The organism is Meiothermus sp., assembly GCF_026004075.1.
Lineage (GTDB): Bacteria > Deinococcota > Deinococci > Deinococcales > Thermaceae > Meiothermus.
Map to the genome: position 1 here is coordinate 2,338,253 of NZ_BPIK01000001.1, position 23,332 is coordinate 2,361,584.

General features: G+C 63.6%; 27 protein-coding genes and 3 pseudogenes. 7 read left to right on the forward strand and 23 right to left on the reverse strand.

Going from position 1 to position 23,332, the window contains the following annotated elements; genetic code table 11:
- Nucleotides 1-97: 97 nt before the first annotated feature.
- Genes Q0X18_RS11280 through Q0X18_RS11300 form a run of 5 tightly spaced genes read right to left on the reverse strand, consistent with a single transcriptional unit; the run spans nucleotide 98 to nucleotide 4,936 of the window.
- Nucleotides 98-1,192, reverse strand: coding sequence for a type II toxin-antitoxin system HicB family antitoxin (locus Q0X18_RS11280; RefSeq protein ID WP_297562453.1), 1,095 nt, complete (start codon nucleotides 1,190-1,192; stop codon nucleotides 98-100).
- 59 nt (nucleotides 1,193-1,251) lie between these two features.
- Nucleotides 1,252-1,797, reverse strand: coding sequence for an N-acetyltransferase (locus Q0X18_RS11285; protein ID WP_297562456.1), 546 nt, complete (start codon nucleotides 1,795-1,797; stop codon nucleotides 1,252-1,254).
- A gap of 28 nt (nucleotides 1,798-1,825) precedes the next feature.
- Nucleotides 1,826-3,220 (reverse strand): argininosuccinate lyase, encoded by a 1,395-nt coding sequence (gene argH / locus Q0X18_RS11290; RefSeq protein WP_297562467.1) that lies wholly within the window; start codon nucleotides 3,218-3,220, stop codon nucleotides 1,826-1,828.
- Nucleotides 3,221-3,233: 13 nt separating this feature from the next.
- A complete protein-coding gene (locus Q0X18_RS11295; RefSeq protein WP_297562470.1) occupies nucleotides 3,234-3,731 on the reverse strand; it encodes a GNAT family N-acetyltransferase in 498 nt (165 codons plus the stop codon).
- A gap of 11 nt (nucleotides 3,732-3,742) precedes the next feature.
- Nucleotides 3,743-4,936, reverse strand: a complete 1,194-nt coding sequence (locus tag Q0X18_RS11300; RefSeq protein WP_297562472.1) for an argininosuccinate synthase — start codon at nucleotides 4,934-4,936, stop codon at nucleotides 3,743-3,745.
- Between the two features lie 287 nt (nucleotides 4,937-5,223).
- Here Q0X18_RS11300 and Q0X18_RS11305 point away from each other — a divergent pair, with 287 nt between their 5' ends.
- Nucleotides 5,224-5,811: a glycerol-3-phosphate acyltransferase gene (locus Q0X18_RS11305; RefSeq protein WP_297562476.1), complete on the forward strand. Its 588-nt coding sequence runs from the start codon at nucleotides 5,224-5,226 to the stop codon at nucleotides 5,809-5,811.
- Here the strand turns inward: Q0X18_RS11305 and Q0X18_RS11310 are convergent.
- From Q0X18_RS11310 to Q0X18_RS11340, 8 genes and pseudogenes are all read right to left on the reverse strand, one after another.
- On the reverse strand, nucleotides 5,774-5,911 hold the full coding sequence (locus tag Q0X18_RS11310; protein ID WP_297562480.1) for a hypothetical protein: 138 nt from the start codon (nucleotides 5,909-5,911) through the stop codon (nucleotides 5,774-5,776). The two genes, Q0X18_RS11305 and Q0X18_RS11310, sit on opposite strands and share 38 nt — an antisense overlap.
- A 30-nt stretch (nucleotides 5,912-5,941) precedes the next feature.
- Nucleotides 5,942-6,329, reverse strand: a pseudogene (locus Q0X18_RS11315) (ATP-binding protein); the annotation flags it as partial.
- An 11-nt stretch (nucleotides 6,330-6,340) separates the two neighbouring features.
- A complete protein-coding gene (locus Q0X18_RS11320; RefSeq protein WP_297562482.1) occupies nucleotides 6,341-6,859 on the reverse strand; it encodes a GNAT family N-acetyltransferase in 519 nt (172 codons plus the stop codon).
- Nucleotides 6,856-8,100 carry an MFS transporter gene (locus Q0X18_RS11325; protein WP_297562484.1) on the reverse strand — a complete coding sequence of 415 codons (1,245 nt, stop codon included), beginning with the start codon at nucleotides 8,098-8,100 and terminating at the stop codon, nucleotides 6,856-6,858. Before Q0X18_RS11325 ends, Q0X18_RS11320 begins: the two co-directional genes overlap by 4 nt.
- Before the next feature lie 294 nt (nucleotides 8,101-8,394).
- The gene (locus Q0X18_RS11330; RefSeq protein ID WP_297562493.1) at nucleotides 8,395-9,048 is read right to left on the reverse strand and encodes an ABC transporter ATP-binding protein; all 654 of its coding nucleotides are present in this window, start codon (nucleotides 9,046-9,048) and stop codon (nucleotides 8,395-8,397) included.
- A 771-nt stretch (nucleotides 9,049-9,819) separates the two neighbouring features.
- The gene (locus Q0X18_RS16185) at nucleotides 9,820-10,017 is read right to left on the reverse strand and encodes an ATP-binding cassette domain-containing protein (RefSeq protein WP_374707530.1); all 198 of its coding nucleotides are present in this window, start codon (nucleotides 10,015-10,017) and stop codon (nucleotides 9,820-9,822) included.
- A gap of 6 nt (nucleotides 10,018-10,023) precedes the next feature.
- Nucleotides 10,024-10,794 carry an ABC transporter permease gene (locus Q0X18_RS11335; protein ID WP_297562496.1) on the reverse strand — a complete coding sequence of 257 codons (771 nt, stop codon included), beginning with the start codon at nucleotides 10,792-10,794 and terminating at the stop codon, nucleotides 10,024-10,026.
- Nucleotides 10,773-10,979 (reverse strand): hypothetical protein, encoded by a 207-nt coding sequence (locus tag Q0X18_RS11340; RefSeq protein WP_297562498.1) that lies wholly within the window; start codon nucleotides 10,977-10,979, stop codon nucleotides 10,773-10,775. The genes Q0X18_RS11335 and Q0X18_RS11340 overlap by 22 nt, the downstream gene beginning before the upstream one ends.
- A gap of 137 nt (nucleotides 10,980-11,116) precedes the next feature.
- Here Q0X18_RS11340 and Q0X18_RS11345 point away from each other — a divergent pair, with 137 nt between their 5' ends.
- A complete protein-coding gene (locus tag Q0X18_RS11345) occupies nucleotides 11,117-11,881 on the forward strand; it encodes an IS5 family transposase (RefSeq protein WP_297562500.1) in 765 nt (254 codons plus the stop codon).
- 33 nt (nucleotides 11,882-11,914) lie between these two features.
- Here the strand turns inward: Q0X18_RS11345 and Q0X18_RS11350 are convergent, their stop codons facing one another.
- Nucleotides 11,915-12,598, reverse strand: coding sequence for an ABC transporter ATP-binding protein (locus tag Q0X18_RS11350; RefSeq protein WP_297562502.1), 684 nt, complete (start codon nucleotides 12,596-12,598; stop codon nucleotides 11,915-11,917).
- A 10-nt stretch (nucleotides 12,599-12,608) separates the two neighbouring features.
- Nucleotides 12,609-13,589 carry a hypothetical protein gene (locus Q0X18_RS11355; protein WP_297562504.1) on the reverse strand — a complete coding sequence of 327 codons (981 nt, stop codon included), beginning with the start codon at nucleotides 13,587-13,589 and terminating at the stop codon, nucleotides 12,609-12,611.
- Between the two features lie 462 nt (nucleotides 13,590-14,051).
- On the opposite strand from Q0X18_RS11355, the gene Q0X18_RS11360 reads away from it, so the two are divergent.
- Nucleotides 14,052-14,192, forward strand: a complete 141-nt coding sequence (locus tag Q0X18_RS11360; protein WP_156113836.1) for a hypothetical protein — start codon at nucleotides 14,052-14,054, stop codon at nucleotides 14,190-14,192.
- Here Q0X18_RS11360 and Q0X18_RS11365 read toward each other — a convergent pair.
- Entirely contained in the window at nucleotides 14,173-15,762 is a 1,590-nt protein-coding gene (locus Q0X18_RS11365) for a hypothetical protein (protein WP_297562511.1), read from the reverse strand. The genes Q0X18_RS11360 and Q0X18_RS11365 overlap by 20 nt on opposite strands.
- A 135-nt stretch (nucleotides 15,763-15,897) precedes the next feature.
- Between Q0X18_RS11365 and Q0X18_RS11370 the strand changes: the two genes are divergently transcribed.
- Both Q0X18_RS11370 and Q0X18_RS11375 read left to right on the forward strand, forming a co-directional pair.
- Nucleotides 15,898-16,167, forward strand: coding sequence for an AbrB/MazE/SpoVT family DNA-binding domain-containing protein (locus Q0X18_RS11370; protein ID WP_297562518.1), 270 nt, complete (start codon nucleotides 15,898-15,900; stop codon nucleotides 16,165-16,167).
- A complete protein-coding gene (locus Q0X18_RS11375) occupies nucleotides 16,164-16,562 on the forward strand; it encodes a type II toxin-antitoxin system VapC family toxin (protein ID WP_297562520.1) in 399 nt (132 codons plus the stop codon). The genes Q0X18_RS11370 and Q0X18_RS11375 overlap by 4 nt, the downstream gene beginning before the upstream one ends.
- Here the strand turns inward: Q0X18_RS11375 and Q0X18_RS11380 are convergent.
- From Q0X18_RS11380 to Q0X18_RS11400, 5 genes and pseudogenes are all read right to left on the reverse strand, one after another.
- Nucleotides 16,559-16,645 (reverse strand): annotated as a pseudogene (locus tag Q0X18_RS11380) (ATP-binding protein); the annotation flags it as partial. The gene Q0X18_RS11375 and the pseudogene Q0X18_RS11380 sit on opposite strands and share 4 nt — an antisense overlap.
- A 22-nt stretch (nucleotides 16,646-16,667) precedes the next feature.
- Nucleotides 16,668-18,359, reverse strand: coding sequence for a hypothetical protein (locus Q0X18_RS11385; RefSeq protein WP_297562525.1), 1,692 nt, complete (start codon nucleotides 18,357-18,359; stop codon nucleotides 16,668-16,670).
- Nucleotides 18,360-18,439: 80 nt separating this feature from the next.
- A complete protein-coding gene (locus Q0X18_RS11390) occupies nucleotides 18,440-19,144 on the reverse strand; it encodes an ABC transporter permease (protein WP_297562528.1) in 705 nt (234 codons plus the stop codon).
- The gene (locus Q0X18_RS11395) at nucleotides 19,134-20,063 is read right to left on the reverse strand and encodes an ABC transporter ATP-binding protein (RefSeq protein WP_297562531.1); all 930 of its coding nucleotides are present in this window, start codon (nucleotides 20,061-20,063) and stop codon (nucleotides 19,134-19,136) included. The genes Q0X18_RS11390 and Q0X18_RS11395 overlap by 11 nt, the downstream gene beginning before the upstream one ends.
- Nucleotides 20,064-20,361: 298 nt before the next feature.
- Nucleotides 20,362-20,817: pseudogene (locus Q0X18_RS11400) on the reverse strand (ATP-binding protein); the annotation flags it as partial.
- A gap of 35 nt (nucleotides 20,818-20,852) precedes the next feature.
- On the opposite strand from Q0X18_RS11400, the gene Q0X18_RS11410 reads away from it, so the two are divergent.
- Nucleotides 20,853-21,365, forward strand: a complete 513-nt coding sequence (locus Q0X18_RS11410) for a transposase (RefSeq protein ID WP_297562533.1) — start codon at nucleotides 20,853-20,855, stop codon at nucleotides 21,363-21,365.
- Nucleotides 21,366-21,386: 21 nt separating this feature from the next.
- Here Q0X18_RS11410 and Q0X18_RS11415 read toward each other — a convergent pair whose 3' ends face one another.
- Both Q0X18_RS11415 and Q0X18_RS11420 read right to left on the reverse strand, forming a co-directional pair.
- Nucleotides 21,387-21,674 carry a cytoskeletal protein beta 5 gene (locus Q0X18_RS11415; RefSeq protein ID WP_297562536.1) on the reverse strand — a complete coding sequence of 96 codons (288 nt, stop codon included), beginning with the start codon at nucleotides 21,672-21,674 and terminating at the stop codon, nucleotides 21,387-21,389.
- Nucleotides 21,664-22,314, reverse strand: a complete 651-nt coding sequence (locus tag Q0X18_RS11420; RefSeq protein WP_297562539.1) for an excalibur calcium-binding domain-containing protein — start codon at nucleotides 22,312-22,314, stop codon at nucleotides 21,664-21,666. The genes Q0X18_RS11415 and Q0X18_RS11420 overlap by 11 nt, the downstream gene beginning before the upstream one ends.
- A 209-nt stretch (nucleotides 22,315-22,523) precedes the next feature.
- On the opposite strand from Q0X18_RS11420, the gene Q0X18_RS11425 reads away from it, so the two are divergent.
- Nucleotides 22,524-23,051 (forward strand): hypothetical protein, encoded by a 528-nt coding sequence (locus Q0X18_RS11425; RefSeq protein ID WP_013012882.1) that lies wholly within the window; start codon nucleotides 22,524-22,526, stop codon nucleotides 23,049-23,051.
- The last annotated feature ends 281 nt before the right edge of the window (nucleotides 23,052-23,332 follow it).

Here is a 23,332-nt window from a genome sequence, read left to right on the forward strand (position 1 = left end):
GCCTCACTTCTCAAACGAACAATATACACGTTTTTTGCAAATCTATGCAATCTTAGCCTTTTAGTGCCCCACCCCAGACTTTTCTTCATCCTGGCAGCTAGCCCAGCAGGCGCTCGAGCCGCTCGGATAGGGTTTTCTCGTTGACGAAGGTAAAGCCCCACTGGCGGCTTAGCTCGTCCAGCACGGTTTCGGGCACGCCCAGGAGCAGGTACATCACCTGCCTAGCGGGAATGCGCAGGTCGGCAGCGATGCGCTGGTGGCGCTCGAGGTTCTCCTCGTAGCCCCCGGTCTTGCACTCCAGGAGCAGGAAGAGCTGGGGGGTGCGCAGCAGCAGGTCAACCTCGAAGCGGTCGCCGTTTGGATAGAGCAGCACCGGGTTCAGGAGCAGGTCGTGGGGGATGTTGCGCCGCCGCAGGGTGAGCTGCACCACCTGGCGGGCGTAGCGCTCGAGCCAGCCCCCCGTGATTAGGCTGCGGGTCTTGCCGTCGTCGGCCAGGCGGCCATAAATGCGGCGCTGCTTGGGGCTGTAGGTGTAGCTTTTGAGCAGGCCCCCCTCCTTGAGCAAGGTGCACAACTGGGTGTTGGCGCCGATGTCCTGCTGGCTGAGCGAGGCCAGCGAGTACTGGAACTCGCCGTTGTCCTTGTGGGTGGCGGCCTTGAGTTTCTGGTAGAGGCCCTCGAGCGAGCCGTAGCGCTCACCCAGGAAACTGCTCACCCGCTCGAAGATTTTTTCCTCGGCCTCGGTCAGGCCATTGTGGGCGGGCTGTAGCCCCAGTCCCACCTCCTGCACATACTCGGAGATGCGCAGCGAGGGCCGCCGGGCCTCCGGGGCCCGTGGCTTTTCCGGGCTTCCGCCCCCGCGCCGCAGCAGCCGTACTTCTTCCAGGATGGTACGCGCGGTCTGGAGAATGGTCTGCTCGACCAGGCTGGCGCTGGGGTGAATCTCCAGAGCAAGGGTCTGCAGGGCGTTGGAGGCCCCCGGTATCTCCGGCAGGGCCTCGTGGGCCAGCAGGGTGCGGGCCAGGTAGAGCTCGAGTTCGTCCTGCAAACGCTCGCGGCACTCTTCAAAGGTGCGCCCCCGCACCATCACACCGGCCAGCCCCGGCACGCTGGCCTCGATAAAGCCACCCTCGCTTGGTTTGTAGCGGGCCTGCCGCAACGCCGCCGAGAGGTATTCGGTAATCAATCCCATACCTCCCGATTCTAAAGGTTGGCCCGGGGGCGCTGCGTCATATACCGGGGTTGTTCGGTTCACGCCCCGGGCTTACGGTAGGCGTTGTCGGGATCCAGCACCTTGGTCACCCCGATCTCCCGGCAGTTGTCGTAGAAGGGGCAGGCGCTGCACTCGGCGAACACCTTGGGTGGGAGCTGCTCGCGGGTGGTGACCTGGTAGCCCAGCGCGGTAAAGAAGCGAACCTGTAGCGTCCAGGCGAAAATCTGGGGGATGCCCAGGTCTTTGGCCTCGCGCTCGGCGGCCAGGGCAATCCAGCGGCCCAGGCCCTGCCCCTGCCGCTCGGGGTGGATGGCCAGACCGCGCACCTCGGCGATGTCGTGCCAGAGGATGTGCAGGGCCCCGCTGCCCACAATCTGCCCGTCTTCGTCTTCCAGCACGAAAAAGTCGCGCAGGTTTTCGTACAGGTGGTTGTGGCTGCGTACCAGCATCAGGCCGCGTTCGGCCCAGTACTTGATGAGGGTGTAGATCGGCTCCACATCCTTCATCCGGGCCTTGCGCAGCTCCACCTGGGCATCCCATCTCACCTTGGGCAGCACGGTGGTTCCAATTTCAATCGTGCTCATCTCTTTCTAAAGCCTCCCCCATCCCGCTTCATCCTTCGACCTCGAGCCTGGCCTGCCGCAGGGCTTCCCGCACCACCTCGGGTGCGGTTCCGCCGTAGCTCCGTCGTCGGTGGATGGCGGTTTCCAACCGCGTGAGCGGCAGGGCATCCTCGCCAAACAGCGGATGAAACGCTTGCAGCTCGGACAGGCTCAGGTCGCGCAGCTCTTTGCCGTGTTCGGCGCAGTACCGCACGATGCGCCCTACCGCATGGTGGGCCTCGCGGAAGGGCAGGCCGCGCTCGGCCAGGTAGTCGGCCAGCTCGGTGGCCAGCGAGAAGCCCGACTCGGCGGCTTTGCGCATGGGCTCCGGTTTCCAGGTCAGGCCCGGCAGCATGGCGGCCAGCAGCTTGACCGAGGCCCGGTAGGTGTCCACCGCGTCGAAGAGGGGCTCTTTATCCTCCTGCAGGTCTTTGTTGTAGGTCAGGGGCAGGCCCTTGGTCAGGGTGGCCAGCGTGACGAAGCTGCCCAGCACCCGGCCTGCCTTGCCCCGGATGAGTTCGGCGTGGTCGGCGTTTTTCTTCTGAGGCATGATGGAGGAGCCGGTGGAGAAGGCGTCGGGCAGCTCGGCGAAGCCGAACTCGAAGGTAGTGTAGAGGACGATCTCCTCGGCCAGGCGCGAAAGGGTGATCTGGCCGATGGCTAAAGCCGCCAGCACCTCGAGCACGAAGTCGCGCGAGGCCACCGCGTCCATGGAGTTGCGCATAGGGCGGGTAAAGCCCAGGGCCCGCGCGGTGGCGTGGCGGTCGATGGGGAAGCCCGTACCGGCCAGGGCCGCCGCACCCAGGGGCGATTCGTTCAGGCGGTTTAGTGCGTCCTCGAGTCGCCCGGCGTCACGGGAAATCATCTCGTAGTAAGCCAGAAACCAGTGCGAGAGCAGCACCGGCATGGCCCGCTGCAGGTGGGTGTAGCCGGGCAGGATCAGGGGGGGCTCGAGGTACTTTTCGGCCTCCTGCACCAGAACCCTGCGCAGCGCCTTTAGTTCGTCCAGCAGGCGGGTTAGCTCCCCCCGCACCCATAGGCGCAGGTCGGTGGCGACCTGGTCGTTGCGGCTGCGGGCGGTGTGCAGCTTGCCCCCCACCGGGCCCACCCGCTCGGTCAGGCGGGCCTCGATGTTCATGTGCACGTCCTCCAGCTCCTCGCGCCACTGGAAGGTGCCCTGCAAAATCTCCTGCTGCACCGAAAGCAGGCCCTGGCGGATCTGGGCCTCTTCCTCGGGGGTCAGGATGCCCTGCTGGGCCAGCATGGCCGCATGGGCCAGCGAACCCTGGATGTCCACCAGGGCCAGGCGCTTATCGAAGCTCCAGGAGGCGTTGAACTCCTGGGCGATCTGGCTGGGGGCCTCGCTAAAGCGGCCACCCCAGGTTTTTTGGGTTTCCTGGCTCAAACCTTCCTCCTCGTCACGACTGCACCTCGAGCTTTTTCGACATCACAAAAGGGGGCGGGGTCTGGGGGTTGGGTGTGCTGTAGCGCAGGCTGGGGTCGTAGGTAAAGCCAAACTGGGTGTACCACTTCAGGAGTTTGGGCTGGTCGTGGCGCACGGCCAGGCGCAGCTCCCTGGCCCGCAGCTCGAAGGCCTGGCGCAGCAGGGCTTCCATCAGGCGGTGGGCCACCCCCTGCCGGCGGTACGCGGGCAGCACCCCCAGTTTCCGCACCTCCCACACCCCCCGCTCCAGCGGGTGTGGGTGCCGCACCAGGCGCACCGTGCCCACCACCGCTTCGCCGTCCAGGGCCACCCAGCCGTAGCCGCGCTCGAGGTCGCGCAGCACCTGCTCGGGGCTTTCGTGGTGCCCCGAGGAGTCCCTTGCCACCCGGTCGGCCCAGGCCTGCCGCACCACCAGGGCAATGACCGCTGCATCGGCAGGGGTCGCGGGGCGAATGCGTACCTGGGCGGCCATGCTGGGCTCCGCTAGTCCTTGGGCTGGGCCTTGGCCCGTACCCGCAGGCGCAGGGAGTTGAGCTTGATGAAGCCATCGGCATCGGCCTGGTTGTAGCCGCCTTTCTCGTCGAAGGAGACCAGGCTCTTGTCGTAGAGCGAGAGGGGCGACTTGCGCCCGGCCAGGATGATGTTGCCCTTGTACAGCCTGAAGCGCACCGTGCCGGTAACGGTCTTGGCCACGTGATCCATGTAGGCCTGCAAAGCCTCGCGCTCGGGGGCAAACCAGAAGCCGTTGTAAACCAGCTCGGCGTACTTAATCCCTAGCTGGTCGCGCTGGTGCAGCACCTCGCGGTCGAGGGTGAGGCTCTCCACCGCCCGCCGGGCATGGTAGATCAGGGTGCCGCCGGGGGTCTCATAAACCCCGCGCGACTTCATCCCCACGAAGCGGTTCTCCACCAGGTCTACCCGCCCGATGCCGTGGCGACCGCCAATTTCGTTGAGTCGGGCCAGCAACTGGGCGGGCGAGAGGCGCTCGCCGTTCACCGCCACCACATCGCCGCCCTCTACCTGAATTTCCACCAGCTCGGGCTCGTCGGGGGCCTGCCAGGGGTCTTTGGTCAGGCGGAACATCCCGGCGGGCGGCTCGGCCCAGGGGTCTTCCAGCACCCCGCCCTCGAAGGAGTTGTGCAGCAGGTTGGAGTCCACGCTGTAGGGCTTCTCCAGGGTGGTGGGCACCGGAATCCCGTGCATGGCGGCATACTCCATCATCTGGGGGCGGCTCACCAGGTTCCACTCGCGCCAGGGAGCGATTACCTTGATATCGGGCTTGAGCGCGTAGGCGGTGAGCTCGAAGCGCACCTGGTCGTTGCCTTTGCCGGTCGCACCGTGGGAGATGGCCTCGGCCCCCTCCTCCTGGGCAATGCGCACCAGGTGCTTGGCAATCAGCGGGCGGGCAATGGAGGTGCCCAGCAGGTAGTAGCCCTCGTAGAGCGCCCCCGAGCGCATCATGGGAAAAACAAAGTCGCGCACGAACTCCTCGCGCAGATCCAGGGCGTAGGCCTTGCTGGCCCCGGTCTGGAGGGCTTTGCGCCGGGCCTCCTCGACCTCCTCGCCCTGGCCGATATCGGCGGTAAAGGTGATCACCTCGGCGTTGTAGTTTTCGATGAGCCACTTCAGGATGATGCTGGTGTCCAGACCGCCGGAGTATGCAAGCACGATTTTCATTCATTCACCTCGGAGTGGGCCACAGGCCCCACACAAAGCCATACAGTACCGCCAAACCGCCCTGGATACAACCCAGGCGTGAAGTATAAGGATACATACCGTGCCTGGCCAGGTCAAGGTGGTTTTGGCCGGAAAATAGCAGGCCGTGCGGCAGTGGTCTGCAAAGTGGGGTTGCATCAAGATACCGTCGTTTGTCCATGCCCACACGCATAAGCAGGGGGCGGGGTTGCATAAATGTTCAAAACTCCGGCGCGCCCAACTTGCCGCCGTTTGATAGCCTGAGGGCTATGGAATGGCTTTATGCGGCCCTGGCCGGTTATCTGCTGGGTTCACTGCCTTTTGCTTACTGGTTTGGGGTGCTGCAAAACAAAAACCTGCTGCTCGAGGGCTCGGGCAACGTGGGGGCCACCAACGCCTGGCGGGTGCTGGGGGCCGTGCCGGGGCTGATGGTGCTGGTGCTGGACGTTTCCAAGGGCATTATGGCGGTGGCGCTGGGCGAGTTTCTGGCGCGCGACCCTGGCGGCGGGCTGCTGGCCGGGGCCCTGGCGGTGCTGGGGCACTGCTACTCAGTGTGGCTGCTGGGGCGCGGGGGCAAGGGCATCGCCCCTTCGGTGGGGGTCTTGTTCGCGGTTCAGCCAGCGCTGCTCGCGGCCGCTTTGGGGCTGTTTGGGCTGGCTTTTTTGCTAACGCAGAGCCGCTACCGGGGCGTGGTGCTGGCGGCCCTGGCCTTTCCGCTGGCGGCGCTTCTTATCGGGGGTAGCCTTCCTTATCTGTGGTTTGGCTTTGGCCTGGCTGCGCCGGTGGTGCTCAGGTATCTGGGCGACTGGAACCGCCAGCCTACCGCAAGGCCTCCACAAAGCGGGCCGAGGTCTTAGCCCTGACCTCCTCGAGGGTCGCCCCCGGCATCAGCTCCAGCAGGGTCAGGTGCCCGTCGGGGTAGCCAAACACCGCCAGCTCGGTAATGACCAGATCCACCGCGCCCACCACGGTGAGCGGCAGGGTGCACTAGAGGAGGCTCCTCCGATACGTCAGCGCCTCGGCCAGGTGGGCCTCCTGGACGTGTTCGGCCCCTGCCAGGTCGGCGATGGTGCGGGCCACCCGCAGGATGCGGTCGTAGCTTCGGGCGCTGAGTAGCCGCCTGCAAGAGGGCTTCGCAGGCTGGGGACAGCGCGGTGTGCTGCCGCAGGGCCCGGCCAAAAAGTTCGCTGTTGAGCTTCCCCTGCCGGGCTTTCATCCGCTCCCGGGCCGCAAGCACCCTCTCCCTGACCACGGCAGTGGATTCTCCTTCCGGCGCGCGGGCCAGCTCCTCCGGGGTGAGGCGGGGGACTTCCACCACCAGGTCGAAGCGGTCGAGCAGGGGGCCACTGATGCGGCCCGCGTGGGGCTGACGAGTACAGATAAAATTCATGGATGAAGATAGCCGTAGATTCGCAAGTCCTGATACTGCCCGTGGCGAAGTACCGCTTGCCGCATCAGGCCCTCTTGAACAAAACCCACCCGCTCGAGGCATCGGATCATGGCATGGTTGGTGGCCAAGCAGTTGGCTCCCAGGCGGTGAAGTCCCCAGTCGTGACAACCCAAATGAATCACGCTGCGGAGCGCGGCTTGGCCTATGCCGAGTCCTCGCAGGTTGGGCTCGCCTATGAGCAAGGCAATTTTCGCAGCCCGGTTTTTCCAGTCAATGTGCTCTAGGAATACCAGGCCTGCATCACAATCCCGCTCCAAGGCTCTCAACACGTATAGCTTGCGGTCATCGCGGCCAAGCCACTTCTTGATCAAATCCTGTACCTCACTGAGGGAATAGCCCAGGAATGGCTGGATGATGGCGTACTCCACCACCTGCGGCGCGGCGTACCATTTCTGGATTGCAGTGGCATCGCCGAAATCAACAGGCCGCAGATACACACGCTCCGGCGTTGTCATCCCGAAGGTTCCTCCTTTTTCTCTACCGAGCTGACGCGAACCTTTGCAGCAATAAACAGCAGAACTCCCATACCGCCCACAAGGAGTGAAACGATTTGCAAGGTTCCCGCAGAGCCGAGCCAGCGCACCAGCGGATCAACCAGCGCCAGCACGGGCAGCACCCCTAAGGCCAGGCTCACGTTCACCAGGCTGAACACCCGCCCCAGAAACTGTTTTGGCACCACCGCCTGCAACAGCGACTGGGTGGCGACACCCGAGATGTCGAACAGGATACCGCTCAGAAAGAAAACCGCCAGAAGCATCGGAAACGTGGGAAAAGTCGCTCCCAGCAGCATGGGGACGGCCAGCAGGGTGTTGAGCAAGACCACCCAGGCAAGGCCAGGGATGCCCTTCTTGAGTGCTCCCAGGAAGGCCACCCCCAGCACGCCCCCCAGGGTGAGGCTGGTGTACAAGAGCCCCATGCCCGCAGCCCCAATCTGGGCCACCTCCAGCGAGATGGGCACCATCACGATCTCCACCACCCGCCAGAACAAGGAGGTGAGCAAGGAGAGCAGCAGGATGATCAGCACCGTTCGGCTGTTCACCGCGAAGCCCACCCCCTCAGCCGCCTCGGCCCAGAGGGAGGTACCCCGGCGGCTTTGGGCCGCCCCCAGGGTCGCCGGGAGGCCGCGCACGGCGTAGGCCACACCGGCAAAGGTAAGGGCATCGAAGAGGAAGAGCCAGAGGGGGCCTACCAAACCGTACAGCAGCCCCGCCAGGGCCGGGCCCAGCGAGGCCGTTACCTTGGTAAGCACCACCCGCAGGGCGTTGGCCGAGACCAGGGCTTCCTTGGGTACCAGGGAGGGCACCGCGGCGGCCATGGCGGGGCTCACCAGGCCCTCTACCGTCTGGATCAGGAAGACCAGCGGGTAGACCCAGAGCGGCTCGTGGAGCACCAGCACCAGGCTGGCCGCGAGCAGGGCGCTCAGCAGGTAGCCCCCCACCAGGGTTCTACGACGATCCCAGCGGTCGGCCAGCGCGCCGGTGAAAGGCTGCAGAAGGAGCCTCGAGGCCACCCGCACCGCCCAGATACCCGCCAGCGAGGCCACCGAGCCGGTGGCACTATAGACCGCCACGCTCAGGGCCAGCACCGTAAACTGGCTGCCCAGGCTGGAAAAGGCTGTGGCCCAGAGCAGCCGGACGTAGGAGGGGTGGGCCAGGGCGGGGTAGTGCTGTCTGAGGAAGGCACCGATTTTGCTCATATGGCAGCCTTCGCTATTTTCAGTGCTGCCACCAGCGGCAAAAAATGAGCCTGGAGAGATTCTTCGTTTCGCAGGGATGGTATTATTCTCTTTGAGAAAAACCCACTCAACCCCACGCGGCCTACCATCACCCGCAAGTCGTCGCGGGCGGGTACATCGTATTACCCTCACAAACCTTCTTTCTTCCCCAGTGTAGACCTGGCCCACCACAGGCTAAACCAACCCAGCAGAACGAGATAAACCCCGAGAAAAGCAATCGCGGCGCGTGAGCTAACTTGATTGCTCCAATTTTCCTCATTTGTCGGCCAGGTCGGGGCGGTAGAGGTCGGCTTGCAAGCGCCAGAGCTCCGCGTAGGCACCCCCACGGGCCAGCAGGGTGGCGTGATCGCCCTCCTCCACCAGGCGACCCCCGCTCAGCACCAGGATGCGGTCGGCCATCCGCACCGGGCCCAGGCGGTGGGTGATGAGGAGCACCGTTTTCCCCTTAGCCAGCTCGGCAAAGCGGGCGTAGAGGTGGGCCTCCTCTTTGGGATCCAGGGAGGCCGTGGGCTCGTCCAGAACCAGCAGCTCGGCCTGGCGGAAGAAGGCCCGCGAGAGCGCCACCCGCTGCCACTCCCCCAGGGACAGTTCGGTGCCCCCAAAGGCCCTGGAGAGCAAAGCTTCCGGCCCCAGCCGGAGGAGCAGCCCCTCGGCCCCTCCGGCCCGGGCCGCCTCCTCTAAGCGCTTTGGGTCGTGGAGGTGCTTTAGGTCGGAAAGGGCGATGTTTTCCTCAAGGGTTAGGGCATAGCGGCCAAAGTCCTGGAAGACCGCGGCCACCAGGCGGCGCCAGGCCGCAAGATCCAGCTCACGCAGATCCACCCCGTCCACCAGGATGCGCCCCTCGCCGGGATCGTAGAAGCGCAGGAGCAGCTTGACCAGGGTGGTCTTGCCCGCCCCGTTCTCCCCCACCAGGGCCAGGCGCTCCCCCGGCGCAGGGTGAAGCTAACGTCCTGCAAGGCCCGCCTCCCGTCGGGGTAGGTGAAGCCCACCTGCTCAAAGCGGATCTCCTCAAAGGAGCGCACCTCCTTGGCCGTGTCGGCCTCGAGCAGGGCCTCGGCAAAGTAGCGCATCCGGCGGGCCTCGGGCGCGGTGAACAGCACCGCTTCCCACACCCCCTTCTGCAGCCGGAAGGTTAGGATGGCCTGGGGCAGGGTGGCCAGCAATAGCAACAGCGGGAAAAGGGGCGCCGCGCTCAGCAAAAGCAGCAACACCCCGGCCACGGTGATGCTCCCCCGGAAGGCGCTCCCCAGAAAGATGAGCAGGTTCAGGGGCTGGTAGGGGGCCTGATCGCGCAACACCTGCAGCTCATCGTGAAAGCTGGGGTTCTCGAAAGGGGTCAGGTCGGGCAGGCCGCCCACTTTATCCATCAGCAGAAGGTGCACCCGGGCCGTGAGCCGCTCGTTCACCGCCCCCTGCAGATAGGCCACCCAGGGGGCCAGCAGGAAGTCCAGGGCAAAGGCCAGGGCCAGCCCCAGCAGGGGCCACCAGAGCCAGGGGCTCCATACGCCCTCCCCCAGACCGGCCACCAGGCCGTCCACCAGGGCGCGGGTAAAGCCCAGAACCCCCACCGGCACCAGCCCCCCCAGGGCCAGCAGCAGCAAAAGCAGGGTGGCCTCGAGGGGGGCCGCCTGGATCACCTGGCGCAAAGCCAGCCCAACCAGGCGCCATCGAAAAGTTCTCCTATCCAGCTGCAACCACCTCCTGCCGGGCTTTGAACACAGTACCACCCATCTGGCGCACCAGGGCGGTCTTCCCGGCCCCGTTCGGCCCGAAGACCCCTAGAACCTCCCCCTGGCGGATCTCGAGGGAGATCGCACCGCTAACCAGTACGCCCCACGCCCCGTAGCGTTTGGTGAGATTACAGATCGCATTATGGATACGCTTTCAGTAGGTTCCCAGCACACCTCGCCGCCGTGCTGTGTGGAGGGTGAGCTTGAAGAACCCGATTCCCAAAGCCAGATAGGCCAGGGCATTGACCCCAGCGAGGAGTAAAAGGCTCCATACTGGGTTCTCTCCGTGTCCTAAAAGCAGACGCAGGGTTGCAACTGAGGGAGTAAGGGGCAAGAAGTAACCCAGATTACCCCAAGGCCAAGCCAAAGCTTCAAAACGCACGAGGAAAAGACCTAGGAAGACAAACTGAAGAAGGCCCAGTAGTTGGCTGACGCGCTTGTAAACCAGGGTCAACCCTCCAAAAATTAGGCCTAAACCCAAACTTCCTAAGGCTAGAGTTCCAAGCGGTAGGAGGGCCAGGGGCTGGAATTCAAGCCGAGCCCCAGAGGTTAGGAGAATGGCCAAAAAAATTGGTATGACCAGGGGGGCAACCTGGATAACAGATAAAAATGCCCTTATCAACACCACACCCAAAAGCCCAGGACGGGTAAGGGCTAATTGTTCTAATAACCCTGCTAATGCCTCTTCTGCTATGTTGGAGGCAGTATGTGAAAGTAGAGAAAAAGCCAGTGACCAGGCAACAATGCTCACCACCAAAGCCTCCAGCCGCTCCCCGAAAAGGGTGGGGCCAGCTAAGTAGTGTGCCCCGGAAAAGAAAAGGGAAAAAACCACAACTGCCCCCAACACGCTCCCTACAAGCTCCAGGGGGTAGCGGGTGAGAGCTTTTAGGAAACGCCAAAACTCTATGTAGAAAACCTGGAGCACTGCCTCCTCCTTTCACTGAGCATGCGCCAGAAGAGCCCTGCAAGCGAGATGCTCTCCCGTTCCACCTTCTCTAAGGGTAGAGGATCGATGATTCTGAGAACCTCCCAGAGGGTTTCCTCCCCTACCACCCGAACCACCTTCCCCTCTACCTCCGCCCCGACGGCCTTAAGTTGAGCCTGGCGCAAAGTTCCTTCCTCTAGAGGAATTCCGAGCTCTACCCGGTAGACAGCTTGAGGAGAACCTTGGAGTACCTCCTGGGTTCTTCCCTCTAGAATCTACAAACCACCTTACCCAAATCAGGCACTGCAGTTATGTTTAGAGCATGAACCGCCGTGCTTACCCATCGGACGTCCGTGATGAGGAATGGGCTCTGGTGCTGCCCTATTTGACCCTCGCCCCGCTGGAAGCACCCCAGCGCAAGTACGACCTGCGCGAAGTGTTCAACGCCCTGCGCTGGATGGTTCGAACCGGTGCTCAGTGGGACTACCTGCCCCACGACTTCCCACCCCCCCATATCGTTCAGGCGCAAGCCTACCGCTGGATGAACCGGGGGGTCTTCGAAGACCTGGTACACGACCTGCGCATGACCCTGCGAATGCTCCAGGGCAAAGCCGCCCATCCCAGCGCTGCCATCTACGATGCTCGCACCCTACAGTCCACCCCGCAAAGTGGGGAGCGGGCCGGATACGATGGGTACAAACGACGCAAGGGAAGCAAAGTTCACCTGGCGGTAGATACCCTGGGGCATCTGCTGGCCCTGGTAGTAACGGCGGCCAGTGAACAGGAACGGGCCCAGGTGGGAGCCCTCAGTCAACAGGTGCAGGAAGTGACGGGGGAGCAGGTGGAAGTGGCCTTTGTGGATCAGGGTTACACTGGGGAGGAAGCGGCACAAGCGGCAGAGGCGGAAGGCATCGCCCTGTGTGTGGTCAAGGTGGAAGGGGCCAAACGAGGATTCGTGCTGCTGCCGAAGCGTTGGGTGGTGGAACGTTCGTTTGCCTGGACATCCCGGTTTCGCAGGCTGGCGCGAGACTATGAGCGGCTGGCTGAGACCTTGCGAGGTTGGCACTGGTTGGCTTTTCGATTCTGATGACAGCGAAAACTGTGGAGCTTTTACGAACAGCTAGTTAGCAGGCTCTAGAGCAACTTCGCCCTCCAGAAGGATGACCACCCGGTCAGCCACTGACTCGGCTAGATCGAGTTGGTGGGTGGTGAGGAGAATCGCCTTGCCAGCCTCCTTGAGCCGCAGGAGCCAGGAACGGATGACTTCCAGCGCCTCTAGATCAACACCTAAGGTGGGTTCATCCAGGAAAAGAACGGGTGGGTCATGCACCATTGCAACAACCGAGGCTACCCTCTGCTGTTGGCCCCGAGAAAGTGTGCCAACGTTCTGATTAGCCTTATCCACGAGCCCAACCATCTCCAATAGCTCCAGTCCTCGCAGCCGGGCCTCCTTAGGACTGAGACCGCGCAGGGTGCCGAAGTAGATGAGGTTCTCTAGAGCGGAAAGGCGCCAGTACAGGTTCCGACTACCCTCCAGCACTGCTCCTATCCAGGTTTGTTTTCCTTCAGCCTTGACTTCTACCCGCCCCTCGCTGGGCTCCACCAGACCCGCTAGGATTTTGATCAGGGTGGTCTTGCCTGCCCCATTGGGACCCAGGAAAGTCAGGATCTCCCCCCGGCAGAGTTCCAGGTTGATTCCCCTCAAAGCCTCGATCCATCCACTTCCTTTGGGATAACGCTTGCAAAGACCGCGGGCCACGATAACTTGTCGGGATGGATCGGCTTCCAATTCTTGCAAGTGCATGAATCCCTCCCTATGAGGGGACTACCACGTCCATGCCAGGACAAATGAAGTCGATATGGGCCCCAGTGACCCCGTCTCCCACAGCAAAGTGGATACCACGGGCGCCCTCATTGAGCACAGAGTTGATTCCCCAATCAAGGCTGTGAGCGTCCAAACCAGGATTGTTACTAATCGCCATCTCCACCAACATAAGCTCGAGCTGAGGATTGGAGAGTTCTCGTATCTCAACCGAAAGGTCAGTCCCGTTTTTTGAACGCACCTCCGTTAGCTGTGAGTTTTCTATCTTGACCTTCAATGGGAGTTCTCCTTCCCTGGCGAGTCCACCCAGCAATTGCCATGCTCTTTGGGGCAGATAAGTGAGTTCCTTGGGCATAATTCTATGGTGGGCAACTGCTACTCCTGAAACCTCTACTTCTCCATTCACCACAAATCCTGGGTGGAAAAAGTCTTCATTATCTGGAATCATGGCTATTTCAAAGAACATACCTATTGCTTCCCACTCGCCCGGCAGTAAGCCTTCCTGTGTGCGGGGGAGCATCATATCCAACCTCTCCTTCAGAATGATCTCCAGCTCACCGTATGTACCCGTACATACAAGACGCCGCACCTCGCTATCCTCCAGAATCGAAATCCACCTAGCATTGTCTTTGGTGGCCCGTACAAAATCTGAGGAAGCCAGCAGCTTTATCGTATAAATGGACGCCTCGAAGGAAGGATCAAAGGCAACCAGGGGTACGATCAACACTTGGCTACCTTTGAAAAACCGCTCGAGCCGAAAAAAAGACATTCCGTCCACTGTAGTAGGCAAAAGAACTATACTTTTGCGCCGATGTTTGGGAAAGCCAGCGACCTCATCAAATAGGTGAGCTTTTAGATCGTGAGTTCTTAGCCAGGAGACAAGGGTTGAATCTTCTGTAACAAAAAGTGGCTCAGATGAGCCAAAAACAGGTGCCAAGGATTGCTTTAGCTTGCCCTTCAACTCGCCTTCCATCAGAACCTCCTGGGGCTACAGCCGCAACAACACGACTGAAAACTCTTACTCTATATCCCCACCCCGCAAGGACAGCCCGTCAAAGGGACGCGAGTAGGGGCGGGGTCGAGCCCTGATGCTTTGGGAATCCAAGTATAGGATACGGAGTATCCAAAGAAGCCAGTAACAGGCTTGTTAGAGGACGCCTCGCCAAGGTTGCTCATTGGATCGGCGTAAGGCTTTGAAGCCCTCTTGTGATGACCTTCTGACACAAATCTAAGCAGGCGTGGAGCCTTTAGCGTAACCTGAATTGCCTTCTCCAATTCGATCACCTCCCATGAAACGAACTGTGTTACGGCTGTAGCCAATGTTGTTTATAGCACCCCCCAGGTAACCAAACCCCCTCTCAGAATGGTTACCTTTCCTCTCATTTTGGTTACCTTCTGACCGTGTTGGTTACCTCCCCTGGGTTAGGGTGGAAGCATGCGGAAGGTTCGGCTGTTCTTAGTTTTGCTGGTTTTTCTGGTTCTGGGCCTCAGGGAGACCGCCCGCGCCTGCACCCACCCCGACTGCCCCCCACCGGGGGTGGTGCGCTCCGGGGTGCCTAGCGGTACTGGGCGCTGAGCCGCCGCACCCAGGCCCGCACCGCCGGGCGGCGGGGGTCGGGTTCGGGCAGGCGTTCCAGCAGGGCCTCCCAGAGGATGAGGTCATCCGGGATGCGCTGGGCCAGGCGGTAGAGAGGCTCCGGGTCGGGCTGCCGGAGGACGGCCTCTCTGAGCTGTTCCTCCAGGTGGTTCCGCAGCAGCTCGATGCCGGGGGCCTGGCTTTTGGGCAGCAGGGGGCCCTGGTAGAGGCTGAGAGCCTCGGCCAGGCGGTGGTGTTGCAGGGCTTCCTGGAGCTTCAGGAAGTCGGCCTCGATGGGGGTACAAAGCCGGTAGGGGCGGGGCTGGACTTCGAAGCCCTGCTGACGCAGGCGGCAGAGCTCGCTCTTGAGGGCCTGGGGGTTGGGCGCGGGGTAGAGGGCCCGGGCCAGGGCCTCGCCCGAGAGGCCTTCGGGGTGGGCCAGCAGCAGGGTGAGGAGTTCTAGGCTGCGGGGCCTGAGGGCGGGGAAGCCCTCCAGGTGAGCCGCCCCCAGGGTGCGCAGGTAGGGGGTGGCGGGTGGGGGGAGTTCGGGCGGCAGGAAGAGGACCCTGGCCTCGGGCCGGAGGGCCTGGGCCATCCGGCGGTAGGGCGCGGGGAGGGGGACTCCTTCCAGGGCTGCGAGGTGGGCGGCGGCCCGCAGGGCCTCCTCGGCCCACTCGGTCTGCAGGGTGGGGAGGGCGGCTTCCAGGAGCGGGCGGGCCTCCGGGCTGGGGTAGTGCCAGAGGCCCTGGGCCAGCGATTGGAGGGCCTGGGGCAGGGGGTCGGGGGAAGGCCCGGCGGCCGCTGCGCGGAGCCAGCGGGAAAGAAGGGGCCGGGCCGAGGGGCGGTGCTTGAAGAGCAGCACCAGCAGGGGCAGGTCGTAGGGCTGGTGGGGGCTGGAGTTCTGCCGCAGGAGGGCCTCCAGGAGTTCGGGGCTTTCCTGGCCCTGCATACCCTGCAGGAGCAGGCTGAGCCAGAGGGCATAGTAGCGCACCCCGGGGGCTGCGTGGGCCAGCAGGGGTGGGAGGGATCGTTCCAGGGCGGGCAGGGGCTCCTCCCCCCCCAGGGCCAAAAGGGTGAGCTCCTCCAGCCGGTAGTGGGGCTGCTCCGGGGCTTGCAGGACGGCCCGGCTGGCGTAGGAAAGAGCCTCGGCCAAGCGGCCCAGCCGCCTATGGGTGCGGGCCAGGGCGTAGGCCAGGCGGGCCTGTTCCTCGGGTGGGCCCTCGCAGCGGTCAAGCGCCGCTTGCAGGGCCAGGAGTCCATCGGCGGGCGGAAGCGAGAGGCCCAGGTGGTAGAGCGTGAGGGGGGTCTGGGCCTGATGTGCGGCAGCCAGGGCCCGCCTGCGGTAGGTGGCCGGATCGCCTTTGCGGAAAGCCGCGAAGCCCAGGAGTGCGAGGCGTTCGGCCTGGGCGACGCTCTCTTGGGGCTGCCAGCTTTCCAGCAGGGCCTGAGCCTCGGCCACCTGGCCCAGCGCCAGAAGTGACAGGGCCACGGCCTGCACCCGGGCTTGTTGCTGGGCCAGCGAAAGGGCCTCCCCATAGCGGCCCTGGGCGTAGAGGGCCAGGGCGTCCATGGAGGGAGTATAGCCTAACTAGATGACCGGAGGTCGGCATTACGGGCCGTGGCCGCGCCTGCCGGATGAAATCACCTGAACCGCCGGGCCCGTATCAGCAAAGTGGGATATTTCAAAACGTGGTACGATTCAATTATGAAACACCCTGTGGTTCAACAAGCCGTGCAGCTAGGAGGCAAAGGACGCCTGGTGCTACCGGCCGGGGTACGTAAGGTTTTGCAGTTGCGGGAAGGAGATCGTCTGCTGTTGCGGCTAAGAGACGATGGGGTGATCGAGCTGATCAAGGCGGAGGAAGTTGTACGGGGGAGCAAAGGGCTTCTGAAACGTCTTTATCCTGCCCTGAAGGGAAAAACACTGGCTCGAGAGCTGATCCAGGAACGGCGCCGGGAGGCCCTGCAGGAATGAGCGTGGTACTGGATGCCTCGGCCTTGCTGGCCTACCTCAACCAGGAGGCGGGGGCCGAGGAGGTCGCTGAGCAGATGGTTGGAGGCGGCTATATCAGTGCCGTCAATCTGGCCGAAGTCTACAGCAAGATAGCCGAGTGGGGCCAGGACGCGCACCTGCTGGAGCAGACCTTGGTGCGTCAGGGTTTGCTGGGAGGTGTTTTAGAGGTTGTGCCCTTTGGCCCCCAAGACGTCCAGCTCGTGGCAGCGCTGCGACCCCTGACCAAAGCCCAGGGGCTATCCCTGGGGGATCGGGTCTGTCTGGCCTTGGCTATGCGGCTGAGATTGCCAGCCATCACCACCGACAGCGCCTGGAACTACCTGGAAGCAGGGGTTGAGGTGCGGGTCGTGCGTTAGGACAAACCCCGCCGATACGTCAGCACCTCGGCCAGGTCGGCGATGGTGCGGGCCACCCGCAGGATGCGGTCGTAGCTTCGGGCGCCGGGTGCAGAGTTCATAAGGTCACACAGCAGACCAGAAGCGCTGCCAACGTGCTTCCAAAAGAACCCGGCGGGGATCACCAGGGTGTAGTTGGGTCAGGATAGCTTGCCAAAATTCCGGGTCTTCCTCTTGCATGGCCAGCTCAAAAGCTTGCTGGATTGCGCCCTGGGAAAGCAGCGTCTTCTTGAGCAGCGACGAGGTCTCCTCGCGGGCTTCGGTCACCACCGGGGCCTCCGAGCCAGGCAGGAGCGGCCCGCCATAAAGCGCCATTGCACCCTGCAGATTGCCGCGCAAGAGCCGCTCCCGAAGCTCGACGAAATCGGCCCAGACCCGGCCTGAAAGCCGGTAGGGACGGCCCACCACCAGGGGAAGCCGCTGCCGCAGCCGCTGTACCTCGGCCTTCGCCACCTCGGGCCTGCCCCCCTCGCCCCAGACCCGGAGGGCCAACTGCTCTGCGCTCAGGCCCGCGGGGTTGAGCACGAGGGCCACCAGAATCTCCCGATGCCGTGGGGTGAGCTGGAGCGGAGCACCCTCGAGCCAAACCGTCTCACCCCCCAGAAAGTGCAGCCGGAGCTTCGGGGCTGGCTCGAGCAAGCCAAAAACCTCCCGAAAAAAAGCTGTCGGCCCGGCCAGAAATGCCCGCCCTTCCGCGCTCAAACCTTCGAGCGCCCACGACGCCTCGGCCAGGGTAGCGCGGGCTCTGGCTTCCAGGCCCAGGCTAAGGTAGGCCCTGGCCAGGTGCAAAGCCGCCATGGCCGCGCGGGGCGCGCTGGGTCGCCGCAGGAAACGCCCCAGAAGCTCTGCTAGGGGCTCCACAGCCTCCGAAGGGTTCAGCAGCGAAACCGGCAGCAGGTAGGCCAGCTCACCCCAGTCGCGAAAGGTGTCCAGGGTTTCCGTACCTAGCACCCTGGCCTCGAGGCCCAGCACCAGGGCCTCTTCCAGCCGGCCCAGTTCCAAAAGTGCCCGCACCTTGCGGGCCAGGATGGGCAGCCGGCGGGCCCGGATGGGGGACAGTTGATCGTCCATTGTCGCGTAAGCCTCGAGGGCCGCCTCGGCCTGCCCCAGGGCCAGCCAAAAGTCCCCCTGCGCCAGCAGGGCGTCTGGATGCTTTATTTCCAGCGGCGGAGGCACCTCCAGCCGTCCCCCTAAAATCTGGGCGTAGCCCCACGCTATGTTCAAAGTGTTGCGCAGGGATGGATGCTTTAGCCCGATGGATTCGGCCACCCGCAGGCCCCAGGCCGCCCAAACCTCAGCCTGGGCATAAACACCCAGGGCTACCTCGAGCAGCGCCAGGGCCGCTGCCGCCTGAACGGCCCGCTGCGGCTGGCCCGCGGCTTCGGCCTGCCGCAAGGCCTCGCGCAGCCAACGCTCAGCCTCGTGCGGGCTGCGCAAAAAGGTTGCCGTGGCCAGGGCATAGGCGGTCAGGAAGCCGGGGCTTTGCTGATAGGCTTGCTGGGCCAGTTCCAGGGCCTGGGAAAGCTGGCCGCGCTGCCAGGCGATCTGGCTCAGGAGCGCCTGTATTTCCGGGCCGGGATTTTGGGTCAGACCGGGAAACTGCTCCAGGAAAGCGCCCTCCTGCCCGAGCTCGAGGGCAAACTCGAGGGCATAGCGCAAAAGCAACAGGTCGGAAGCAGGGCTCTGTCCAAGCCGCTCCAAGCACCAGGCCAGCCCTTCCTGGTGCTGGCCTGCGCCCCAGGCAGCTTCCAGGTTCATGGAAGCATCTTATGAAAGGCACAAGTCCAATGGGTGAGTCAGGGCACCCCGGCGCAGAAGGGACAACCACAAGCCGCCGCTCACAACGGCCGGGACAGCCGTCGGGCCGCCACAGCAGCTCCCAAGACTGCCCAGCAAAGCAGCGTCAGCAACGGGTACAGCAGCATCCCATCGCCTTTGAGGGCAGTCTGGATCAGGAGGGCCAGGTTTTGTAGCGGTAGCAGCGGGGTAAGGGCCGCCGCCCACTCCGGCAGCATCCCGCGCTCGGCTGCCACTGAGAGCAGAAACAAGGGAAAGAGGGTAGCGTTAACCAGATACGAGGCTGCATTCGCGGTGCGAACCAGACTGCCCACCACCAGCCCCCAGCTCCCAAGTGCCGCAAAGCCCAGCACCAGGCCCGGCAGCAAGCCAGTGAAGCCAGACAGGCTGAGGGACAGGCCCAGCCAGAAGGCTCCCAGCCCCAGGGTAAGTATTAGCGCAAACGTCCCCAGCAGCGCACAAGCCGCCACCCTGGCCGCGATGTGTACGAGCATAGGTAGGGGTGTGCTCCTTAGCCGCTTGAGCAGGCCGACCTCCCGGGCCGAGGCAATGCCCATCGCCAGGCCCGCGTACACCGCCATAGCCAGCGCAAGCGCGGCCACGAAGGCCGTTGCCGAAAGAACATCCTGCTGGGACTGCCGGCTCCAGAAGAGCAGTACCAGCGGCGGGAAAGCAAAGGTGAAAAAGGTGGCAGCCCGGTCCCTGAGATAAAGGCGAATCTGCCACCGGGTTTCATTAACTAACAAGCGAAGAGATGCTGGCGTTCGGACGCTGATGGTCATTCGATGCTCCTTTCAACAGGGCCAGGTACGCTTCCTCGAGGGTGGGGCTTTGCACGCTCACCTCCTCGAGCCCCACCCCGCTCTTGCGCAAGACCAGAAGGTCTTCGTCGGGCTGCAAGCTCGCAAGGGTGATCCGATCCCCCTCAACCTTCGCCCGCACGGCCAAAGCAGGAGGCAGCGCGGCGTCCGCCCGCCGGAAGCTGATTCGGTAAGGAAGGCCGGCCTGGGCGATCATTGTCTGGGGGGGGCCGTCGAAGATCAGCGCTCCTTCTCGCAACAACAGCACCCGCCGACCCAGCCGTCCAGCCTCCTCCAGGTTGTGGGTGGTCAGAATGAAGGTCACCCCGCTCCCCGTTAGCTCCTCGAGAAGATTCCAGATACCGAGCCGGGCTTCCGGGTCAAGATTGGCGGTGGGTTCGTCCAGAAAGATCAGGCGGGGCCTGCCCACGATGGCTACGGCGAGCTCGAGCCGCCTGCGCTCGCCCCCGCTCAGGTTGCGCACCCAGCGATGCTGCTTGTCCGCAAGGCCCAGCTTTTCCAGAAGCTCCGGGGTTGGAAGGGGGTTGGGGTAATAGCTGCCGAAGAGCTCGAGGCTCTCCCGGACGGTCAGCTCTGGGTAAAGCCCGGCTTTATCCTGGAAGACAAATCCCATCTGCCTCCGCACGTTGGGCGGCAGGTGCGGGACATCGGCCCCCAGAACCCTGGCCCGGCCCGCAGTGGGCCGCAGAAAACCACCCAAAATATCTAGAGTAGTGGTTTTGCCCGATCCGTTCGGCCCCAGTACCACCGCCCGCTCAGCCACCTCCACCGTAAAGCTGATACCTTTCAGCGCTGGGATGGAGCCGTACTGTTTGCGCAAGTCGGAGACCTCGATGATGCCCACTTCAAACACCTCCAAAAGGCCAAAGGACTGAACTCCGGAGCTGCCTGGGGGGGCTTGACACCGACAGCAAACATCGCCATCACCCCTGCTGGCCGACAAACCCCAGAAAACCTCGGCTGTCTTTCGTCTTTCGAGCAACTGTGCCCAGCACCCTCAATTCCCCTGGTTTCTCAGGCTAGCCCGCCAGGGGTAGCAAGCGGGTAGCATCTGGTACAGCCGCTGCACAGCCAGGAAGAGGCGCTATTGGGCAATTTCTGGGGCGGATCGGCCGGCAGCAGGTTTCCAAAGGAGCGATCCGCTAGAGGAGGCTCCTCCGATACGTCAACGCCTCGGCCAGGTGGGCTTCTCCGATCCCCTCTGCCCCCGCCAGGTCGGCGATGGTGCGGGCCACCCGCAGGATGCGGTCGTAGCTGCGGGCCGAGAGCGCCAGGCGCTGGGTAGCCGCCTGCAAGAGGGCTTCGCAGGCTGGGGACAGTGCGGTGTGCTGGCGCAGGGCCCGGCCAAAGAGTTCGCTGTTGAGCTTCCCCTGCCGGGCTTTCATCCGCTCCCGGGCCGCAAGCACCCTCTCCCTGACCACGGCGGTGGGTTCTCCTTCCGGTGCGCGGGCCAGCTCCTCCGGGGTGAGGCGGGGCACTTCCACCACCAGATCGAAGCGGTCGAGCAGGGGGCCCGAGATGCGACCCACGTAGCGTAGGCGCTGGGTGGGGGTGCAGACGCACTGCTTCTGGGGGTCGCCGTGGTGGCCGCAGGGGCAGGCGTGTGCAGGGCAATCGGGGTATTTCCGGTAATGTGAACCACATTCTCCCCCGACGGAAGCCGGGGCCGCCGGGCAAGGTCGCGCTGCGGGAGGCTTTGGTGGCGGAACACCGGCGGACGGGAGCCAGCCCCCACAGCCTGGCGAGGAAGTACGGGGTAAGCAGCGGGACGGCGTGGAAGTGGGTGTACGGGAAGCCCTCCCGGCCCCGCCGGGGGCCCGACCCCCGCTATCCCCATCCCCTCCCGGATGCGCTGTGGCAACGCCTGGAGCCCCTGCTCCGCCCGAAGGGGAAAGGAGCCCCAGCCCGCTACGCGAAGCGCTCCATCGTGGAGGCCATCTTCCTGGTGCTGCGGGAGGGGCGCTTCTGGGAGGACCTCCCGCCCGGCTACCCGCCGGGGAGGGCGGTGGGCGAGCACTACCGCGACTGGGTGCGCCGGGGGGTGTGGGCGGAGGTGGAGCGGTTACTGAATGACCCGCGGGACGATCCCCTATCGGGACGGGCTCTGCCCGTACACCATGCGGACGATCCCCTGCGGGACGGCTGACGCCGTACACCCAGGTGAGCCCTACCCGCCCTCGTCCAGCACCTCCCCCAGCGTCTCCCGCAGAGGGCCGCAGAGCGCCTCCAGCCGTGGCCCAATCTCCCGCAGGATTTCCTCCAGGACGCGATGGCCCAGCCAGGGTACGCTGGCATACAGCGTGCCCAGGGCGCGGTCCTCCTTTTCCAGCGCGACCAGCGCCTCCAGGGCCCTGCTCAGGACTCGTTCCAAGTCCTCTGCCCTGAGCAGCGCTTCCCGGATGGCCCCCTCGAGCCGCCGCCGCTCCTGTAGGTCGAGAAGCCGCTCAGCGCTCACAGGCTATCCCGTCCCCGTCCCGGTCCAGCCCCGGCCGATAGCCCGGCTGCCCCCGGTAGATGGGCGCGGCTCCCGCCGCCCGAGCCTCGGCGCAGTTGCGGTAGTAGACGCTCGAGGGCGAGGGGGCAGGGGAGGGGCTCTGGGGACGGGGGCTGCCCGCCGTGGGCGGGTTGGCCGGGTTCCTGCGGTACTCCCACGGGGCCTGGAAGCTCCCCTGCCAGATGCCCCGCTTGCCGGCCCTGGCCCGGTCCTGGCTGTCGAGGTAGACCCCCCCGCCGTACTGGACATAGGCCAAGGCCCAGCCCTGCTCCACCAGCCAGCGGTTGACCTCGACACCTGCCACGCCGCACACCGCCACCACCCGCCCGTAGCGGTCGGTGTCCCGCCGGGTGCAGCTCACCGTGCGCTGGCCCAGGAAGTCGGCCAGGGCGAAGGCGGCGCGGCGGCCACATGGGTAAACCTTCCCCTGGGCGTCCAGGCAGGTCTGGCCGCTCTCTACGGCGTCCACCCCCCACAGGCGGATGCGAACCCCCTGGATTTCCAAAGAATCGGCGTCTATCACGCTGGCACGCCCTGCCACGGTGTCCTGGGCCAGGGCCAAGCTTAGAGCAAACAAAAAGCAGGTCAAAAGTCGCAACATAGCATTAGCATCTCACTAAAATAGTGGTGTCATCGTTTGCCCCAGCGAGGGACAAATTTTGATGAGCTACCCCGGTGACCATTTTATGGACTCAAGGAGGTACGTAACGAAAAGGTAACCTCAGATTCGAAAGTTAAGACTCTGGTTCTAGAACTCGACAAAAACACCCGCGTATGTGCGGAAGTAAGGTTTTCTAGCTTGTTCTGAATATGCACAACCTCTTCAATGACGTTCGCAGCTTAGAGCAGGAAATCAAAGCATATCTCGTCCATGTCCACAGCGCCAAAACCCTGGCGAGTTCCGACAACATCATCCTTGAGAACGGAGCCCAGCACCTCCAACGCCTCCTGGAGGAGGTCACTGATTATGACCCAGACCTGAGCAAGCCCCTTGAGTCTCTCCAACAACGTTTCACGAACCTTAAACGGCGGCTAGACCCACTGCTCCCCTCCGGCGAAGTTGTGCGCGTACAGGTTACAGCCAATCCTCCGTCCCCGATTCCTGATCCGGAAGCCAAGATTTACAAGACTGAACAAGGTTGGTGGCTTGAGCGCACCGGCGAGCGCACCCTGTATCGGGACCTTGGAACCCTCGCTAACGCCGTGGGTATGGTATCCACCCTCACCGACGATCTAGATCTCTGGCGTGCAAGCCTCTTTGGCAACACCTTCACTATCTCTAAGGCGCGACCCTTCTCCGGCTTCCGTGTTTCGCTAACCCTTCCCGATGACCGCTGAACCTCCCTCAAGCCTATCATTCTTACCGCTCGCGCAGCCTACAGGTGCAACATCTGCACCTACCTACCCTCTGAGTTGGGGGAGGCGGATCCAGCATGGATAAAGGACGTGAGGATCTACCGGAGACCCCTATGCATCAGTGGCAGTACCTTATCTACGATGAAAAAGCTCAGGGCTTCCTTAACCCAATCTCAGGCCAACGCGTGCCATCTGAGGGAGCCTTTCCACATGACACGGTAGTCGTCTGGGACGGCACTACAGCCTTTCCGGTGTGGTTGGTT

Coding starts and splice junctions, on each gene's coding strand:
- Q0X18_RS11280 (WP_297562453.1), bottom strand. CDS start 1,192: ATGGGATTGATTACCGAATACCTCTCGGCGGCGTTGCGGCAGGCCCGC.
- Q0X18_RS11285 (WP_297562456.1), bottom strand. CDS start 1,797: ATGAGCACGATTGAAATTGGAACCACCGTGCTGCCCAAGGTGAGATGG.
- Q0X18_RS11295 (WP_297562470.1), bottom strand. CDS start 3,731: ATGGCCGCCCAGGTACGCATTCGCCCCGCGACCCCTGCCGATGCAGCG.
- Q0X18_RS11300 (WP_297562472.1), bottom strand. CDS start 4,936: ATGAAAATCGTGCTTGCATACTCCGGCGGTCTGGACACCAGCATCATC.
- Q0X18_RS11305 (WP_297562476.1), top strand. CDS start 5,224: ATGGAATGGCTTTATGCGGCCCTGGCCGGTTATCTGCTGGGTTCACTG.
- Q0X18_RS11320 (WP_297562482.1), bottom strand. CDS start 6,859: ATGACAACGCCGGAGCGTGTGTATCTGCGGCCTGTTGATTTCGGCGAT.
- Q0X18_RS11325 (WP_297562484.1), bottom strand. CDS start 8,100: ATGAGCAAAATCGGTGCCTTCCTCAGACAGCACTACCCCGCCCTGGCC.
- Q0X18_RS11345 (WP_297562500.1), top strand. CDS start 11,117: ATGAACCGCCGTGCTTACCCATCGGACGTCCGTGATGAGGAATGGGCT.
- Q0X18_RS11350 (WP_297562502.1), bottom strand. CDS start 12,598: ATGCACTTGCAAGAATTGGAAGCCGATCCATCCCGACAAGTTATCGTG.
- Q0X18_RS11355 (WP_297562504.1), bottom strand. CDS start 13,589: ATGGAAGGCGAGTTGAAGGGCAAGCTAAAGCAATCCTTGGCACCTGTT.
- Q0X18_RS11360 (WP_156113836.1), top strand. CDS start 14,052: ATGCGGAAGGTTCGGCTGTTCTTAGTTTTGCTGGTTTTTCTGGTTCTG.
- Q0X18_RS11365 (WP_297562511.1), bottom strand. CDS start 15,762: ATGGACGCCCTGGCCCTCTACGCCCAGGGCCGCTATGGGGAGGCCCTT.
- Q0X18_RS11370 (WP_297562518.1), top strand. CDS start 15,898: ATGAAACACCCTGTGGTTCAACAAGCCGTGCAGCTAGGAGGCAAAGGA.
- Q0X18_RS11375 (WP_297562520.1), top strand. CDS start 16,164: ATGAGCGTGGTACTGGATGCCTCGGCCTTGCTGGCCTACCTCAACCAG.
- Q0X18_RS11385 (WP_297562525.1), bottom strand. CDS start 18,359: ATGAACCTGGAAGCTGCCTGGGGCGCAGGCCAGCACCAGGAAGGGCTG.
- Q0X18_RS11420 (WP_297562539.1), bottom strand. CDS start 22,314: ATGTTGCGACTTTTGACCTGCTTTTTGTTTGCTCTAAGCTTGGCCCTG.
- Q0X18_RS11425 (WP_013012882.1), top strand. CDS start 22,524: ATGCACAACCTCTTCAATGACGTTCGCAGCTTAGAGCAGGAAATCAAA.